This window comes from Paracoccus laeviglucosivorans, assembly GCF_900182695.1.
GTDB lineage: Bacteria > Pseudomonadota > Alphaproteobacteria > Rhodobacterales > Rhodobacteraceae > Paracoccus > Paracoccus laeviglucosivorans.
Map to the genome: position 1 here is coordinate 206870 of NZ_FXTK01000004.1, position 14449 is coordinate 221318.

At 63.5% G+C, this 14449-nt stretch carries 15 protein-coding genes and 1 tRNA gene; 8 read left to right on the forward strand and 8 right to left on the reverse strand.

From position 1 onward, the window contains the following. Nucleotides 1-8 precede the first annotated feature (8 nt). Nucleotides 9-971, forward strand: coding sequence for a 4-hydroxythreonine-4-phosphate dehydrogenase PdxA (pdxA, locus tag FN835_RS06600; protein ID WP_185958603.1), 963 nt, complete (start codon nucleotides 9-11; stop codon nucleotides 969-971). Beyond that, nucleotides 968-1816 (forward strand): 16S rRNA (adenine(1518)-N(6)/adenine(1519)-N(6))-dimethyltransferase RsmA, encoded by an 849-nt coding sequence (rsmA, locus tag FN835_RS06605; protein ID WP_142662415.1) that lies wholly within the window; start codon nucleotides 968-970, stop codon nucleotides 1814-1816. The genes pdxA and rsmA overlap by 4 nt, the downstream gene beginning before the upstream one ends. A 4-nt stretch (nucleotides 1817-1820) precedes the next feature. On the opposite strand, the gene FN835_RS06610 is transcribed toward rsmA, so the two are convergent. The 4 genes from FN835_RS06610 to FN835_RS06625 form a co-directional block, all read right to left on the reverse strand. Further along, nucleotides 1821-2693, reverse strand: a complete 873-nt coding sequence (locus FN835_RS06610) for a DUF4167 domain-containing protein (protein WP_142662416.1) — start codon at nucleotides 2691-2693, stop codon at nucleotides 1821-1823. Between the two features lie 232 nt (nucleotides 2694-2925). Continuing rightward, entirely contained in the window at nucleotides 2926-3786 is an 861-nt protein-coding gene (prmC, locus tag FN835_RS06615) for a peptide chain release factor N(5)-glutamine methyltransferase (protein ID WP_142662417.1), read from the reverse strand. Further along, a complete protein-coding gene (gene prfA, locus FN835_RS06620) occupies nucleotides 3783-4838 on the reverse strand; it encodes a peptide chain release factor 1 (protein ID WP_142662418.1) in 1056 nt (351 codons plus the stop codon). Before prfA ends, prmC begins: the two co-directional genes overlap by 4 nt. 94 nt (nucleotides 4839-4932) lie before the next feature. Next, nucleotides 4933-5517: a YceI family protein gene (locus FN835_RS06625; RefSeq protein WP_142662419.1), complete on the reverse strand. Its 585-nt coding sequence runs from the start codon at nucleotides 5515-5517 to the stop codon at nucleotides 4933-4935. 296 nt (nucleotides 5518-5813) lie between these two features. On the opposite strand from FN835_RS06625, the gene rpsF reads away from it, so the two are divergent. The 4 genes from rpsF (at nucleotide 5814) to FN835_RS06645 (ending at nucleotide 8040) form a co-directional block, all read left to right on the forward strand. Further along, nucleotides 5814-6248 (forward strand): 30S ribosomal protein S6, encoded by a 435-nt coding sequence (gene rpsF, locus FN835_RS06630; RefSeq protein WP_142662420.1) that lies wholly within the window; start codon nucleotides 5814-5816, stop codon nucleotides 6246-6248. 18 nt (nucleotides 6249-6266) lie between these two features. After that, nucleotides 6267-6494: a 30S ribosomal protein S18 gene (gene rpsR / locus FN835_RS06635; protein ID WP_020949472.1), complete on the forward strand. Its 228-nt coding sequence runs from the start codon at nucleotides 6267-6269 to the stop codon at nucleotides 6492-6494. A gap of 12 nt (nucleotides 6495-6506) precedes the next feature. Then, nucleotides 6507-7088 (forward strand): 50S ribosomal protein L9, encoded by a 582-nt coding sequence (gene rplI, locus FN835_RS06640; protein ID WP_142662421.1) that lies wholly within the window; start codon nucleotides 6507-6509, stop codon nucleotides 7086-7088. Nucleotides 7089-7221: 133 nt separating this feature from the next. After that, nucleotides 7222-8040 carry a hypothetical protein gene (locus tag FN835_RS06645; RefSeq protein ID WP_142662422.1) on the forward strand — a complete coding sequence of 273 codons (819 nt, stop codon included), beginning with the start codon at nucleotides 7222-7224 and terminating at the stop codon, nucleotides 8038-8040. A gap of 4 nt (nucleotides 8041-8044) precedes the next feature. Here FN835_RS06645 and FN835_RS06650 read toward each other — a convergent pair whose 3' ends face one another. Beyond that, on the reverse strand, nucleotides 8045-8404 hold the full coding sequence (locus FN835_RS06650; protein WP_142662423.1) for a winged helix-turn-helix transcriptional regulator: 360 nt from the start codon (nucleotides 8402-8404) through the stop codon (nucleotides 8045-8047). Nucleotides 8405-8512: 108 nt separating this feature from the next. Here FN835_RS06650 and FN835_RS06655 point away from each other — a divergent pair, with 108 nt between their 5' ends. Further along, nucleotides 8513-9232 carry a glutathione S-transferase family protein gene (locus tag FN835_RS06655; protein ID WP_142662424.1) on the forward strand — a complete coding sequence of 240 codons (720 nt, stop codon included), beginning with the start codon at nucleotides 8513-8515 and terminating at the stop codon, nucleotides 9230-9232. Nucleotides 9233-9289: 57 nt separating this feature from the next. Here FN835_RS06655 and FN835_RS06660 read toward each other — a convergent pair. Further along, nucleotides 9290-9365, reverse strand: a tRNA-Ala gene (locus FN835_RS06660). A 389-nt stretch (nucleotides 9366-9754) separates the two neighbouring features. On the opposite strand from FN835_RS06660, the gene tig reads away from it, so the two are divergent. Continuing rightward, the gene (tig, locus tag FN835_RS06665) at nucleotides 9755-11089 is read left to right on the forward strand and encodes a trigger factor (RefSeq protein WP_142662425.1); all 1335 of its coding nucleotides are present in this window, start codon (nucleotides 9755-9757) and stop codon (nucleotides 11087-11089) included. A gap of 140 nt (nucleotides 11090-11229) precedes the next feature. Here tig and FN835_RS06670 read toward each other — a convergent pair whose 3' ends face one another. Further along, complete coding sequence (locus FN835_RS06670; RefSeq protein WP_185958604.1) at nucleotides 11230-12405, reverse strand: calcium-binding protein; 1176 nt, start codon at nucleotides 12403-12405, stop codon at nucleotides 11230-11232. Between the two features lie 380 nt (nucleotides 12406-12785). Next, nucleotides 12786-14306 carry an NAD(P)H-hydrate dehydratase gene (locus tag FN835_RS06675; protein WP_142662427.1) on the reverse strand — a complete coding sequence of 507 codons (1521 nt, stop codon included), beginning with the start codon at nucleotides 14304-14306 and terminating at the stop codon, nucleotides 12786-12788. Between the last annotated feature and the right edge of the window lie 143 nt (nucleotides 14307-14449).

A 14449-nucleotide genomic window follows, 5' to 3' on the forward strand; every position in this document is an offset into this window, starting at 1 on the left:
AAATGACCATGCCTCGCCCCATCATCCTGACCTGCGGCGAGCCTGCCGGTATTGGCCCGGAACTAGCACCAAAGGCGCTGGCCTCAGGCGTGCCATTCGTGTTTCTGGGCGATCCGCGTCATTTGCCCGACGGCACTCTTTGGGCCGAGGTGACGGCCCTTGGCGATTCCGTCCCGGTGGGCACGCTGCCCGTACTGCGCCACGATTTCCCCGCGCCTGCCGTGCCGGGACGGCCCGATCCGGCCAATGCGCAGGCGGTGATTGATGTGATCGCCCGCGCGGTGGATCTGGCGCAAACGGGTCAGGCGGGCGGCATCTGCACCCTGCCGATCAACAAGGAAGCCTTGAAGCGCGGAGCCGGTTTCGGCTTTCCGGGTCACACCGAATATCTGGCGCATCTGGCGGGGGATGTGCCGGTGGTGATGATGCTGGCCTCGACCAATGTTCAGCCGCCCTGCCGGGTGGTGCCGGTGACGATTCATGTGGCCATTGCCGATGTGCCGCGGCTGTTGACGCCCGCGTTGCTGGAACAGGCGATCCGCATCACGGACGCCGCATTGCGCCGCGATTTCGGGCTGGACGCACCGCGCATCGCCATTGCTGGCTTGAACCCCCATGCCGGGGAAAATGGCGTCATGGGGCATGAGGAGCTGGATTGGATCGCGCCGCTTGTCGCACGTCTGCGGGATCAGGGGTTTGCGCTGAGCGGGCCGCTGCCCGCAGATACAATGTTCCATCCCGGCGCGCGGGCGCGTTATGACGCGGCGCTTTGCGCCTATCACGATCAGGCACTGATCCCGATCAAAACGCTGGATTTCGCAGGTGGGGTGAACGTGACACTGGGCCTGCCATTCGTGCGAACCTCGCCCGATCATGGCACGGCATTCGATATTGCGGGCCAAGGCATCGCAGACGCGGAAAGCGTCATTGCGGCGCTGCGCATGGCCTTTGACATGGCAGGAAAAAGATGAGTGCGATTGACGGCCTTCCGCCCCTGCGCGAAGTGATCGCGCGTCACGATCTGCGGGCGAAGAAGCAACTGGGCCAGAACTTTCTGCTGGACCTGAACCTGACCGCCAAGATCGCGCGGGCGGCGGGCGATCTGACCGGCTGTGACGTGATCGAGGTCGGCCCCGGTCCGGGTGGGTTGACCCGTGGCCTGCTGGCCGAAGGCGCCCGCCACGTGCTGGCCATCGAAAAGGACGCCCGAGCCCTGCCTGCCCTGGCCGAGATTTCCGAATTCTATCCGGGGCGGCTGCATGTCATCAACGGCGACGCGCTGGAGATCGACCCGCTGGCGCATCTGACCCCGCCAATCCGCATCGTCGCCAACCTACCCTATAACGTCGGGACGGAACTGCTGATCCGCTGGCTGACGCCTGCCGAATGGCCGCCCTTCTGGCAGTCGCTGACGCTGATGTTCCAAAAGGAAGTGGCCGAGCGGATCGTCGCAAAACCGGGCGGCAAGGCCTATGGCCGCCTTGCGGTGCTGGCGCAGTGGCGCACCGACGCCAGGATCGTGATGACACTGCCGCCCGAGGCATTCGTGCCCGCGCCAAAGATCCATTCGGCCGTGGTGCATCTGACCGCCCTGCCCGAGCCGCGTTTTCCGGCCGATCCCAAGGTGCTGAACCGCGTCGTCGCCGCGGGCTTCAACCAGCGGCGCAAGATGCTGCGTGCGTCCTTGAAAGGGCTGCATCCGCAGATCGAGGATCTGCTGAACGCGGCGGGGATTTCGCCGACCGCGCGGGCCGAGGAAATCGGACTTGAGGAATTCTGCGCGCTGGCGCGGCTTTTGGCAGCCGCGCCGCGCTAAGTTTTTATTCGCCCGAGGCTTTTTCCGCAGCCTTGTCGCCTTCGGCGGCGGGCTTGCGGCGGGTGCGCGGCGTGGTGCTGCGCGGGGTCGTGCTGCGCGGCGCGCGGCGACGCGGTGCCGGTGCTTCCTCGGCGGCATCGCCTTCGGGGGCGGTCGCGACCTCGGGGGCCGGGGTGGCTGCGGGTGCAGGCGCGGGTTCGGGCGCAGGCGCGGCAAAGGGCAGTTCGGGCGAAGCGGTGCTGCTGCTTTCCGGGGTTTCGACCGGGCCGGCCTCAACGGCGGGTTCCTCGGCGATGACCGGCGGCAGACCCTGATCTTGCGTCACAGGCTCGGACGTTTGCGGGCGATCATCGCGACGTTCGCTGCGGTCATCGCGGCGGTTGTCGCGATTGTCGTCGCGACGATTGTCTTCACGGCGGTTGTCGTCGCGGCGATTATCGCGATTGTCACGGTCGCGGCGGTTTTCACCACGGTTGTCGTTGCGGTTCTCGCCCCGATTCTCGTCGCGGTCATGGCGGTGGCCGTTCTGGCCGCCCTGCTGACCATTGCCGCCTTCGGCATGTTGGCCATTGCCATCTTCGCGGTCATCATCGCGCGAAAAACCGTTCTGGTGCTGTTGGCGTTCGGCCTGTTCGCGCTGCGCCTCGCCCAGCAGGCGTGTGTAATGCTCGGCGTGTTGCAGGAAGCTTTGTTCTGCCACGCGATCATTGGAAAGCTGCGCATCGCGGGCCAGCGTCAGATATTTTTCAATGATCTGCTGCGGAGTGCCGCGCACCTTACCCTCGGGGCCCGAGGAATCGAAGACGCGGTTGACGATATTACCCAGCGTGCGCTGGCGGTTCGACTTGTTGCGCGAACGGGATTTGGATGATCTCATCAGCTTGTTGTCAATTCATGGTCCGGCAAATGCCCGGCTTGGGTTAGGGTCATGTCTTGCAGCGGGTGCCAGTTGGGGAGCGGCGAAAAACGCCCTGATCCCGTGTTACCAGTTGAAGGCTGAGTGTAACTGACCCGTGCGTGGGCGGCTTCGCCCCCGTCACAACTGTCACTAAGCATCCCCCGCGCGCCCTGACAAGGGGAAAGTTAGCATATGACAGGGAAACGCGCGATTATGCGCCTTTCGTGACCGGATTCCGGCCCCAGACGACACGATCCCGCCCATCAAGGTCTTTCAGCACCGTTGGATCGGTCAAACCGGCCCCGCGCATCAGGTCGGATACGTCATGCGCCTGTGTGGGACCGATTTCCACCATCAGCCGTCCACCGGGCTTCAGGTGATCGGGCGCACCGGCGCAGATCGCGCGATAGGCGGCAAGCCCGTCGCCTTCGTCGGTCAGCGCCATGCGGGGTTCCCAATCGCGCACTTCGGGCGCCAGCCCGGACATTTCGTCCAGCGCGATGTAAGGCGGGTTCGAGACAATCAGCGCAAAGCGTTCATTTATTTCGGAAAACCAGTCCGACGAAATGAACTCTGCTGCGACACCGATCATATGGGCATTGCCTTGCGCAACCTCAAGGGCTGCGGGCGACAGATCGGTAGCGACCCCCCGGATGCCCGGACGTTCGGACAGGATCGAAATCAGGATCGCGCCAGTCCCCGTGCCCATATCCAGCACCGAGTCGAAGCTTTCGCCAAGCGCCGCCTCGACCAGCAATTCGGTTTCCGGGCGTGGGTCCAAAGTGTCCGCGGTCACGCGAAAATCATGCTTCCAGAACGCCCTGCGGCCCGTGATCTGACTGACCGGCTGACGTCCTGCGCGTGCAGCAATGGCCACGGCGTAAGCCTGCGCCACTGCAGGCGCGACATCGGCGGCCAGATGTTCGCGCAGGGCGTGGCGGGGAAGCGCCTGCCCCGTGACCTGACGCAGCACGTGCCAAAACAGGACCTGAGCATCCCCGGCGGCTGAGGCGACGCCTGCCGCGGCAAGCTGTGCCTCGGCGGTCTGGCACAGCGCCCTTCCGGTGGTCATGCGCCCTCGGCGGCCAGACGCGCGGCCTGATCATGGGCGATCAGCGCATCGGTGATCTCGGCCAGATCGCCCGCGATGATGCGGTCCAGCGCGTAAAGCGTCAGGCCGATGCGGTGATCGGTCATGCGGCCTTGCGGAAAATTATAGGTGCGGATGCGCTCGGACCGATCGCCCGAGCCGACCTGCGATTTCCGGTCGGCGGCGCGTTCGGCATCCGCACGCGAGCGTTCCATGTCATAAAGCCGCGCCCGCAGAACGGCCATGGCATTGGCGCGGTTCTGGTGCTGCGACTTTTCCGAGCTGGTCACGATGATCCCGGTCGGCAGGTGGGTGATCCGCACCGCCGAATCAGTCGTGTTGACGTGCTGACCGCCCGCGCCCGACGCGCGCATCGTGTCGATGCGGATGTCGCTCGCGGGAATGTCTATATCGACCTCGGCCGCTTCGGGCAGGACGGCGACGGTCGCGGCGCTGGTATGGATGCGACCGCCGGATTCGGTTTCGGGCACGCGCTGGACGCGATGCACGCCGGATTCGTATTTCAGCCGGGCAAAGACACCCTCGCCCTCGATCCGGGCCATGGCTTCGCGCACGCCGCCCAATTCGGATTCCGACAGCTCCAGCAACTGGAACGTCCAGCCGCGCGATTCGGCAAAGCGACGATACATCGACAGCAGATCACCCGCGAACAGCGCCGCCTCATCCCCGCCGGTGCCGGGACGGATCTCAAGGATGGCGGGCCGGGCATCGGCAGCATCCTTGGGCAGCAGCGCGATGCGCAGCTGGTGTTCCAGATCGGGCTGGGCGGCACGCAGGCGGGCCAGCTCATCCTCGGCCAGTTCGCGCATCTCGGGATCGGCCAGCATGGCCTGCGCTTCGTGGATGGCATCCTGCGCGGCACGCCATTCGCCAATCTGCGTCACCACGGGTTTCAGGTCCGCATATTCGCGGCTGATCGCGGCGATTTCATCGGCGGCGGGACCGGCATTCAACCGCGCTTCGAGAAACTCGAAACGCTGGACGATCTGGGAAAGACGCTCTTGAGGCAGCATGTTCGCGGAATTAGCCGCGAAGTGGCCGTCCCGCAAGGCGCAGAAACGCAAAGGGCCCCGCAAAGGGGGCCCAGAACGTCGGATGAATACCCGATTACTCGGCCTTGATGGCTTCGACCGAGATGTTGATCTCGACTTCGTCGCTGACCGCCGGGGCGAATTGGCCCAGGTTGAATTCCGAACGCTTGATTTCGGTTTCGGCGTCAAAGCCCGCGACTTCCTTGCCGCTCATCGGGTGATTGGCGATCTGCTTCAGGTCCACGTCCAGCACGATGGTCTTGGTCACGCCGTTCAGCGTCAGATCGCCGGTGACCTTGGCTTCGTCCTGATCATCGTCAACCTCGACCGCGGTCGATTTGAAGGTGGCGACGGCTTCGGCCTTGTTGGCGTTGAAGAAGTCCTTGCCGAACAGGTGTTCGTCCAGTTCAGCCGCGACGCTGTGCAGGCCCGACATCGGAATGGTCGCTTCGACCGTCGAGGCCGAGGGATTTTCGCGGTCCAGCACCAGCTTGCCGGTCACGCCGTTGATGATGCCCGTGCTGGTCGAAAAACCCATGTGCTGATAGTCGAAAACGACCTGGCTGTGCGACGGATCGAAATCGTAGCTTACGGGTGCAGCGATTGCCGCAGTCGCGGACAGGGCGGTGATGACGGCGAAGGGGGCAAGAACGGTTTTCATGCGGAGGACTCCTGATTGAAATTGTCGTTGATGGAGTTGTGGTCATGAAATGCGACAGCATCAATAAACCTTTCCAATGTTTTAGCTGACAATTTCGTGTTTCGCCGCAGCGCGGAAACACCTTCGCCGCCACGGCGAAACTGGGCGCTTTCATCCCAGTTTTGGCTTGCAATCGGGGGGAATGCCGCTATAAGTCCGCATCCTTCCGCATAAGCGAAACCGGCGCAGCCTCTCGTGGCGGGGCGCGGAAGGTGTTGTCCCGCCGTTGAAATGCGCCCCGAAGAAAAGGTGCAGACATGCCGCTTTATGAGCATGTGCTGATCGCCCGTCAGGACCTGTCGAACACGCAGGCCGAAGGGCTGATCGAACATTTCTCGACCGTTCTTGCCGACAATGGTGGCAAGGTCGTCGAAAACGAATACTGGGGTGTGCGCACCCTGGCCTACAAAATCAACAAGAACCGCAAAGGCCACTACGCCTTCCTGCGTTCGGATGCGCCTTCGGCCGCCGTGCAGGAAATGGAGCGTCTGGCCCGTCTGCATGACGATGTGATGCGCGTCCTGACCGTCCGCGTGGACGAGCACAAGGAAGGCCCGTCGGTCCAGATGCAGAAGCGCGACGAGCGTGAGCGTGGTGACCGCGGCGACCGTGGTGATCGTGGCGAACGCCGTGACCGCGATGGTGATCGTGGCGAACGCCGCGAGCGTCGCGACCGCGACGACCGGAACTAAGGGATAGGAACCAGTATCATGGCAAACAAACCCTTCTTCCGCCGCCGGAAAGTCTGCCCGTTCTCGGGCGAGAACGCTCCTGCGATCGACTATAAAGATACGCGCCTGCTGCAGCGTTACATTTCGGAACGCGGCAAGATCGTGCCGTCGCGCATCACCGCCGTCTCGGCCAAGAAGCAGCGTGAACTGGCCCGCGCCATCAAGCGCGCCCGCTTCCTCGCCCTGCTCCCCTACGCCGTGAAGTAAGGAGAGACGAACATGCAAGTCATCCTGCTGGAACGTGTGGCCAAGCTGGGCCAGATGGGCGAAGTCGTCAAAGTCAAAGACGGCTTTGCACGCAACTTCCTTCTGCCGCAAGGCAAGGCGATGCGCGCCTCGGACGCCAATATCAAGGCATTCGAAGAGCGTAAGGCCGAGCTGGCAACCCGCAACGACGAGACCCGCGTCGAAGCCGAACAAGCGGCTGAGAAGCTGAACGGTCAGTCGTTCGTCATCATCCGCTCGGCATCGGACGCCGGCGCGCTTTACGGTTCGGTCACCCCGCGTGACGCAGCCGACGCCGCCAACGCCGAAGGTTTCGCGGTCGAGCGTCGTCAGGTCGTCCTGACCGCCCCGATCAAGGAACTGGGCCTGCACGAAGTGCGCGTCCACCTGCACCCGGAAGTCGATGCGACGATCACGCTGAACGTCGCCCGCTCGACCGAAGAAGCCGAGCTGCAAGCCTCGGGCAAGTCGATCCAGGAACTGGCTGCGGAAGAAGAAGCCGCTGCCGAGTTCGAGATCGCGGAACTGTTCGACGAAATCGGCCAGGCCGGTCGCGACGACGACGAAGCGAACTGATCTGCTTTGCAGAAGTCATGAAAACGCGCCGGTTTTCCGGCGCGTTTTTCATTTGGCGACCCGCGCGGCCTTGCGGAACATTCGCAGCAGTTGGGGGTTTAAGGTCCGAAGCTTCGCGAAAGGACCAGACCCGATGAGCCACCACGAAGACGACCGCGAGCAAACCTATCCTGACGCGCCCCTGACCGATGCGGATGTGACCAGCGAAACCCGCTTTGGTCCCCGCCCCGTCCCCGAAGGGCATCGCCGCCCGCATGAACACCATGATCATCGCCGCATCCCGCCACATGGCGATGTGTCGCCGGATGGCAGCCGCGTCTGGCCCCGGCCCTCGGCCTCGGCCCGATGGCTGGTCTGGGGCGGCACGGCCTTGGCCGTCGCAGGTGCGACCGCAGGCGCGGTGATTGCCGCGCGCCACATTGCGCAGGCATTGGGCGATGATGACAAACCCCGCCGCCCCGCCCAGCCGCGCGGCTTTGCCGATACCGGCGCCCGCATGGCCCCGCCCGGCCCGCCGCCCTCCAGCGGCAAGCCTTGGCATGACGAACCGCACGGCCGCCGCGGCCCGCGTCGCCGGCCCCGCCTGATGGATGAGGTTCAAGACAATGCCGCATCGCTAAGCGGCAGCGTGGACGGGATGATGCGTTCGCTGACCACGGCGCTGTCGGGCTTTCGCACTGTCGCGGGTCAGGCGGGCGCGATCATGCGCGAATTCGGCGATGCCGCCGATCTGGTGCGCGGCGTGATGGGCCATGACGATGGCGACAAACCGCGCCGTCATCGCAAGGCCGCGCACCGCAGACCCTCGCATCCCGCGCCCAAGGATCCGACGGCCTATGCCGACCGTCACGGCACGCATATGCCTGATCTCCACAACGATCCGCTGACCGACGATCCCACGGATGAACGCGACTATCGCCGTCCCACCGATCCGCGGATGCACCGCCTGTAGGACTTCAGGACATCGCAGCCCGCTCGGTCCCTGCCGGGCGGGATTCTTCGTTGGCCCCGGCCACGTCATCCCACCAATCGCCAAGCGCGTCGATCAGCGGCACCAGCCTTTGACCCGCCGGCGTCAGGTCATATTCGACCCGCAGGGGATAGCCGCCGAATTCGGTGCGCTGGACGATCCCCACCTCCTCCAGCTTGCGCAGTTCCAACGCCAGCATCTTGTGCGAGATGGTGGGATTATCGCGGCGCAGATCGCTGAACCGCTTGGTGCCGTCCTGCAGGTAATAGATCAGCAGCGTGGGCCAGCGCCCGCCCAAGACCTGCATGACCTCTTCGATCGGGCAACGAGAGACGAGTTCCTTCATCCTCGGACCTCATGGTTACAAAAAGGTGCGTAATTTACCTGTCCGCGCCAGCCGTTAGATTGGGCCACGCTGCGCAGCGTCTTCTATCCAATCACGGGAGAAACGCAGTTGGAACCGATTTTGATCTATGGCTACCCCTCGGGCAGTTCGATGGCGCTTGTGGCGGCGCTGGAATGGCTGGGCCAACCCTATCGGCTGTGCCGCGTGGATATGCTGGGCGAAATGCGCGATCCGGCCTATCGGCGGCTGAACCCGCGCGTGGAAACGCCGGTGCTGATAACGGATGATGGTCGCGTCGTCACAGAGACCATGGCCATCGCGCTGTGGCTTGAGGCCCGCGACGATGCCCGCCGCATCAGCTTTGCCCCGCGCAGCGCGCAGACGGACCGGATGCATCAGTTGATGGGCTTCGTGAACACGGGTTTTACTGGCGCATTCACCTCCCTGTGGGCCGCGCTTGAGATGCAGACCCCCGACCCAGCCCGGCAAGCACTGCTGCGCGACATCGGCAAGGACCAGGTCACCGAACGCCATGACCGGCTGGAGGAGATGATCGGCCCCGGCCCCTATCTTGTCGGCGACCGCCCCAGTCTGGCCGATGCGCTGCTGATCGGCGTGGCCCGCTGGGCCGCGTATCATCAGATCACCGAAGCCTCGGGCTGGCCCCGCCTGACGGCCTTGCGCAAGCGGCTGGAAGACGACCCCGCCGTGCAATATGCCACCGCGCTTGAAACGGGCGAGCCCGCCACCGGGAATGGCGCGTGCCGGGGCCATGTCGCGCTGCAAGACCTGATCACACGATTTGGCGCACAACTGGAAACTGCATGATGAAAACGAAATAGCCGCCTGAAAAGGCGGCTTATTTTCGTATATCTGAAAAATATTTGGTGGAGCCAAGGGGAGTCGAACCCCTGACCTCTTGAATGCCATTCAAGCGCTCTACCAACTGAGCTATGGCCCCACCGGAGGTCCAGATGACGTTTCCGCCGTCTGCGTGGGGCGTCGTATATGGGGGGTGCCGGATGGGCGCAAGCAGAAAAAACATCCGTGAATAAGAAATTTCGTCACAACCGTTTCGAGGCGCCGAAACGGCCTGATTTCGCGGCTGCCCGCCGTCCCCGCCCCGCTTGCCGCGGGCTGCGCGGCAGTCCGGGCTTCAAGTCTTGCATCCCAGCGCGACAGCCCCATGACAAACACCGCCGGGAGACATGGCAAACCGGCCTTCCTCCTTGCTATGGGCGTCAAAATCCCATAGCTAGCGCGCTGAAACACGGCGGGGAGGCCCGGTCTGGCCCGGCTTTCGGGACGTCCGCGTCCCACCCCGCGGAACGGATGGATGAAGGAACGCATATGCAGGTCAAGGAAACCCAGAACGAAGGGCTGAAGCGCGGCTATCAGTTCACCCTGCCCGCAGCCGATCTGGCGACGCAGGTGGAAGCGAAGCTGAAAGAGGCCCAGCCCGAAGTCGAAATGAAGGGCTTCCGCAAGGGCAAGGTGCCGATGGCGCTGCTGAAAAAGCAATTCGGCCCGCGCGTCATGGGCGATGCGATGCAGGAAGCCATCGACACCGCGCTGAAAAGCCATCTGGAAGCCTCGGGCGACCGCCCCGCGCTGCAGCCGAAGGTCGAGATGGTCGGCGGCGAAAACTGGAAAGAAGGCGACGATCTGGTCGTTGACGTGACCTATGAAGCCCTGCCCGCGATCCCGGAAGCCGATCTTTCGGGCGTCGAGCTGGAGCGTCTGGTCGTTTCCGCCAGCGACGAGCAAGTGACCGAAGCGCTGGAAAATCTTGCCAAGAACGCCCAGTCGTTCGAAGACCGCAAGAAAGGCACCAAGTCGAAGGACGGCGATCAGCTCGTGATCGACTTCAAAGGCTCGGTCGATGGCGAATTGTTCGACGGCGGCACCGCCGAGGACTATCCGCTGGTGCTTGGCTCGAACAGCTTCATTCCGGGCTTCGAAGCCCAGCTGGTCGGCGCGAAAGCCGGTGACGAAATCAAGGTGGAAGTTAAATTCCCCGAGGATTACGGCCACCCGGCTTTGGCTGGCAAGGATGCCGTGTTCGAGACGACCGTGAAAGCCGTCAAGGCGCCGAAAGCCGCCGAGCTGGACGACGAACTGGCCAAGAAATTCGGCGCCGACGATCTGGAAGCCCTGAAGGGTCAGATCCGCGAGCGTCTGGAAGCCGAGTATCAAGGTGCGTCGCGCCAGATCCTCAAGCGTGCGCTGCTGGACAAGCTGGACACGCTGGTCAGCTTCGACCTGCCCGATTCGCTGGTCGAGGCCGAAGCCGGCCAGATCGCGCATCAGCTGTGGCACGAAGAAAACCCGGAAGATCACGGCCATAACCATGGCGAGATCGAGCCGACCGACGAGCACAAGAAACTTGCCGAGCGCCGCGTCCGTCTGGGTCTGCTGCTGGCCGAAATCGGTCAGAAGAATGAAATCACCGTCTCGGATCAGGAAATGACCCAGGCCGTGCTGCGTCAGGCCCGCCAGTATCCGGGTCAGGAACGCGCGTTCTTCGAATTCATCCAGCAAAACCCGCAAGCACAGCAGCAACTGCGCGCGCCGATCTTCGAAGACAAGGTCGTTGACCACATCGTCGAAGGTGCCAAGGTTTCGGAAAAATCCGTGACCAAGGAAGAGCTGGAAAAAGCCATCGAGGCGCTGGATCAGCTTTGATCCCGGCTCATCGCGAATGATCGGGGCCGCTCAGCCGAGCGGCCCTTTTCATTTGCCACTGCCTGCGCATGAAAAAAGGGCCGCGTCGTGATGACGCGGCCCTTTGCCTTTTCGATCACACCCCAAAGCGGGGTGATGGATCAGATGTAGTCGAAGACATGCGCCAGCAGGATCGAGTCGTTGCCAGCGGTCAGCAGCGTGCCCTGCGAGTTTTCGACGACGTTGTAGTGACGACCACCCAGATCCAGCACGTCCAGCCCACCGTCAAAGCCCAGCACGGTGTCCTGACCGTGGCCGGTGCGGAAGATCAGCGTGTCGCGGTCGCCATCGCCCGGCGCCCACGAGTTGTAGTAGTCGCCATTGGCCGAGATCAGGTCATTGCCACGACCACCGGTGATGGTGTCACGGCCTTCGCCGCCTTCCAGCGTGTCGTTGCCGTTCGAACCCAGGATCTTGTCGTCGCCCCAACGGCCATTGCCGTGGAAGCCTGCGCCGCTGCTGCCGATCGTGGCTTTCGAGCCATCAATGGTGTCGCGGCCCTCATGGGTCCAAAGCTGCTCGATCTGCGAATATTGCAGCGTCGAACGCGCTCCGCCGATGGTCGTCGCCGAATTGCCTGCAAAGGAACCGGCATTGTCGATCGAGGTGATGTTGACCTGAACGCCAGCCGAGTTTTCGTAGCCACCCTTGATCCATGCGTTCAGCAGATCGTCGCCTGCACCGCCAAGGATGGTGTCGTTGCCGACGATCTCGGCAAAGTCGCCCTGACCCCAGCGGATGTTGTCATTGCCAGCGCCGCCGTCAATATAGTCGTTGCCGGTCGAGGACTGGATGAAATCGTGGCCCGCACCGGCAAAGATGCGGTCATTGCCAGCGCCACCGTCCAGCACGTCATTTTCGATCGTGCCGATGATGCTGTCGTTGCCAGCGCCCGCATAAACGGTCAGGCCGTGGACCGGGGTGCCATCATGTGCCTTTTCGATGGTCGCGCGGCTGCCATCGATGGTGTCGTTGCCGTTGCCAAGATGCAGGCGCTCGACGCCCGTGAACTTCAGCGTGCGGCCGCCCGAAGTGGCGGTGCCGTCTTCGGTCGTGGTGAAGGTGACTTTCACCGCCGCATTGGTCACGACATGAAGCTGGTCGCCCCCGGTGCGGTCCATATAGGGGTTGGGGTCATAGGCTTCGCGGGTGTCGCCACCGTTGAAAGTTGCCGAACCGATGTTCGGTCTCCAATAGAACTGGTCTGCACCGCCAGCGGCATTCACTACCTGGTTGGCGGATGTGTGCTGCAGGACATCGTTGTTCTGAGTCGGCATACATATTCTCCGTGATGGGAAGCGACCGGCACGGCGCATCAGGCCCGTGCGATTTTGGTCGCGGGAGGTCAGCCCTGATCAGCGGATCAAGGAGGATGAAGTTTGCAAGCTAGCTGAAAAAGAACGATAAACCCGTTATGTGTGACCAAAGGTCACAGAACTCGACTCCGTGCGGCATCCGATCCCCCGTCGAGGATCAGCCATCAGGACGCAAACGTCCCTATGGTGCGAGCGGACAGGCCGAAAAACCCCACGCTTTACAGCGTCAGAACCCAAGGCCACACCCGCCATGCCTAACCGGGCGCCCGGCCACAGATGTCCGCAGCGTCTTAGCAAACGCCTAATATGCACGCGAGTAGCAAAATGGCTGAGGTGGGGGATTATGCCGATAAGGCACGGAATACGGCGGAAAACTGCCCGGACAAGTCTTCTGAGATGAGGCCGGGGCCAAAGTTTCGTGCAGACGCAGCATGAAACCACGCTGCAGTTGCAGCAGCGTCCAGCGGCTCCCATTCGCGGGCCAGAAGCCCGGTGATGATCCCCGCCAGCACATCGCCCGAACCCGCCGTCGCAAGCCACGGCGCGGCCTGATCTCCGGTCGCATCAGCGATTCTGCTCTGGCCGTCCGGGGCGGCGATCACCGTGTCCGGCCCTTTCAGCAAAACGACCGCCCCCGAACGTGCCGCTGCCGATCGCGCGGCATCCAACCGCGAAAAGGCCGGGCCTTTGGCCGGATCGTCGCGCAACCGCCGTGCCAGATCGGGAAACAGCCGCGCAAACTCCCCGTCATGCGGCGTCAGCACGCAGCGGTCGTGCAGATTGGCGAACAACGTGTCGGGGTTATCGGCAAAACAGCTTAGCGCATCCGCATCAAGAACGGTCGCGCGCGGCATCTGCAGCGCCGCGGGCACCAGCGCCCTTGCCCGCGTCACCCCCAACCCCGGACCAAGGCAAAGCGCGTTCAGGCGCGGATCGCGCAGTCTCGCTGTCAGATCGGCGGGCTCATCGACCGTTTGCAGCATGACTGCATCCAGCCTTGCGGCATTTTCAGGCAGTGCCGTTGCCGGGCATCCCAACGTCACCAGACCCGCGCCGATGCGCAGCGCAGCCGTTGCCGCCAGTCGTGCCGCGCCACCCTGACCCGGCCCACCGGCCAGGACAAGTGCGTGACCATGGCTGTATTTATGCCCCGCCTGTTTCAGCAGCGCAGCCGAAGCACCGGCCAGCGTTACGCAATCGCCTGCCGCCTGCTGCCACGGCTCAAGCCCGATGTCGCACGTGACGACACTGCCGCAAAGCTGGCCGCCATCCGACAGGATATGACCCAGCTTGCGGCGATGAAACGTCACCGTAAGCCCAGCGTCCGGCAGGCGTGTTCCGCCCAGTATGCGACCGCTATCGCCACAGATGCCGCTTGGCAGATCCAGCGCGGCAATCGGCACCCCGGCCGATGAAATCCCACGCAAAAGCCCTGCGATCTCGGGGGCAAGTGCACGAGTCAACCCGGTGCCGAACAACGCATCGACGCAAAGCGCCAGCTCCTCGCCCAAGGGCGCAGCGGGGGCGCCAAAGGTCACGACCTCGCCATCCCAGGCGGCGGCCATCTCACGCGCCTCGGGACTGACGGGCGGTGCCAACGCCACGATCCGGGGCTGCCAGCCCATCCTGGACAGGTGCCGCGCGACGACATATCCGTCGCCGCCATTATTGCCCGGACCGCACAGGATCAGCACACGCAGCGCCTGCGCGCCACCCTTGGGCCAACGTGCGGCAATCGCCTGCGCAGCCGAAGCGCCTGCCCGTTCCATCAGTTGCGTCGCGGTGACCATTCCACTGGCAATCGCTGCCTTTTCGATGGCGCGCATCTGCCGAGTCGTCAGGACTTCGCCATGAGCAGCCATATTATTTGCACATCCTTTGGGCTTCATGCACAATTTATGCGCATATAATTTGCTTTCACCGCTTCCATGCCGCTTTCCCCGCCATACCGCATGGACGCGCCGCATCAAACCCGCCAATCAGGTCGCAGGCAAGTCGCGAGGAA

Coding starts and splice junctions, on each gene's coding strand:
- FN835_RS06670 (WP_185958604.1), bottom strand. CDS start 12,405: ATGCCGACTCAGAACAACGATGTCCTGCAGCACACATCCGCCAACCAG.
- FN835_RS06675 (WP_142662427.1), bottom strand. CDS start 14,306: ATGGCTGCTCATGGCGAAGTCCTGACGACTCGGCAGATGCGCGCCATC.
- rplI (WP_142662421.1), top strand. CDS start 6,507: ATGCAAGTCATCCTGCTGGAACGTGTGGCCAAGCTGGGCCAGATGGGC.
- rpsR (WP_020949472.1), top strand. CDS start 6,267: ATGGCAAACAAACCCTTCTTCCGCCGCCGGAAAGTCTGCCCGTTCTCG.
- FN835_RS06610 (WP_142662416.1), bottom strand. CDS start 2,693: ATGAGATCATCCAAATCCCGTTCGCGCAACAAGTCGAACCGCCAGCGC.
- prmC (WP_142662417.1), bottom strand. CDS start 3,786: ATGACCACCGGAAGGGCGCTGTGCCAGACCGCCGAGGCACAGCTTGCC.
- pdxA (WP_185958603.1), top strand. CDS start 9: ATGCCTCGCCCCATCATCCTGACCTGCGGCGAGCCTGCCGGTATTGGC.
- tig (WP_142662425.1), top strand. CDS start 9,755: ATGCAGGTCAAGGAAACCCAGAACGAAGGGCTGAAGCGCGGCTATCAG.
- rsmA (WP_142662415.1), top strand. CDS start 968: ATGAGTGCGATTGACGGCCTTCCGCCCCTGCGCGAAGTGATCGCGCGT.
- rpsF (WP_142662420.1), top strand. CDS start 5,814: ATGCCGCTTTATGAGCATGTGCTGATCGCCCGTCAGGACCTGTCGAAC.
- FN835_RS06650 (WP_142662423.1), bottom strand. CDS start 8,404: ATGAAGGAACTCGTCTCTCGTTGCCCGATCGAAGAGGTCATGCAGGTC.
- FN835_RS06625 (WP_142662419.1), bottom strand. CDS start 5,517: ATGAAAACCGTTCTTGCCCCCTTCGCCGTCATCACCGCCCTGTCCGCG.
- prfA (WP_142662418.1), bottom strand. CDS start 4,838: ATGCTGCCTCAAGAGCGTCTTTCCCAGATCGTCCAGCGTTTCGAGTTT.
- FN835_RS06645 (WP_142662422.1), top strand. CDS start 7,222: ATGAGCCACCACGAAGACGACCGCGAGCAAACCTATCCTGACGCGCCC.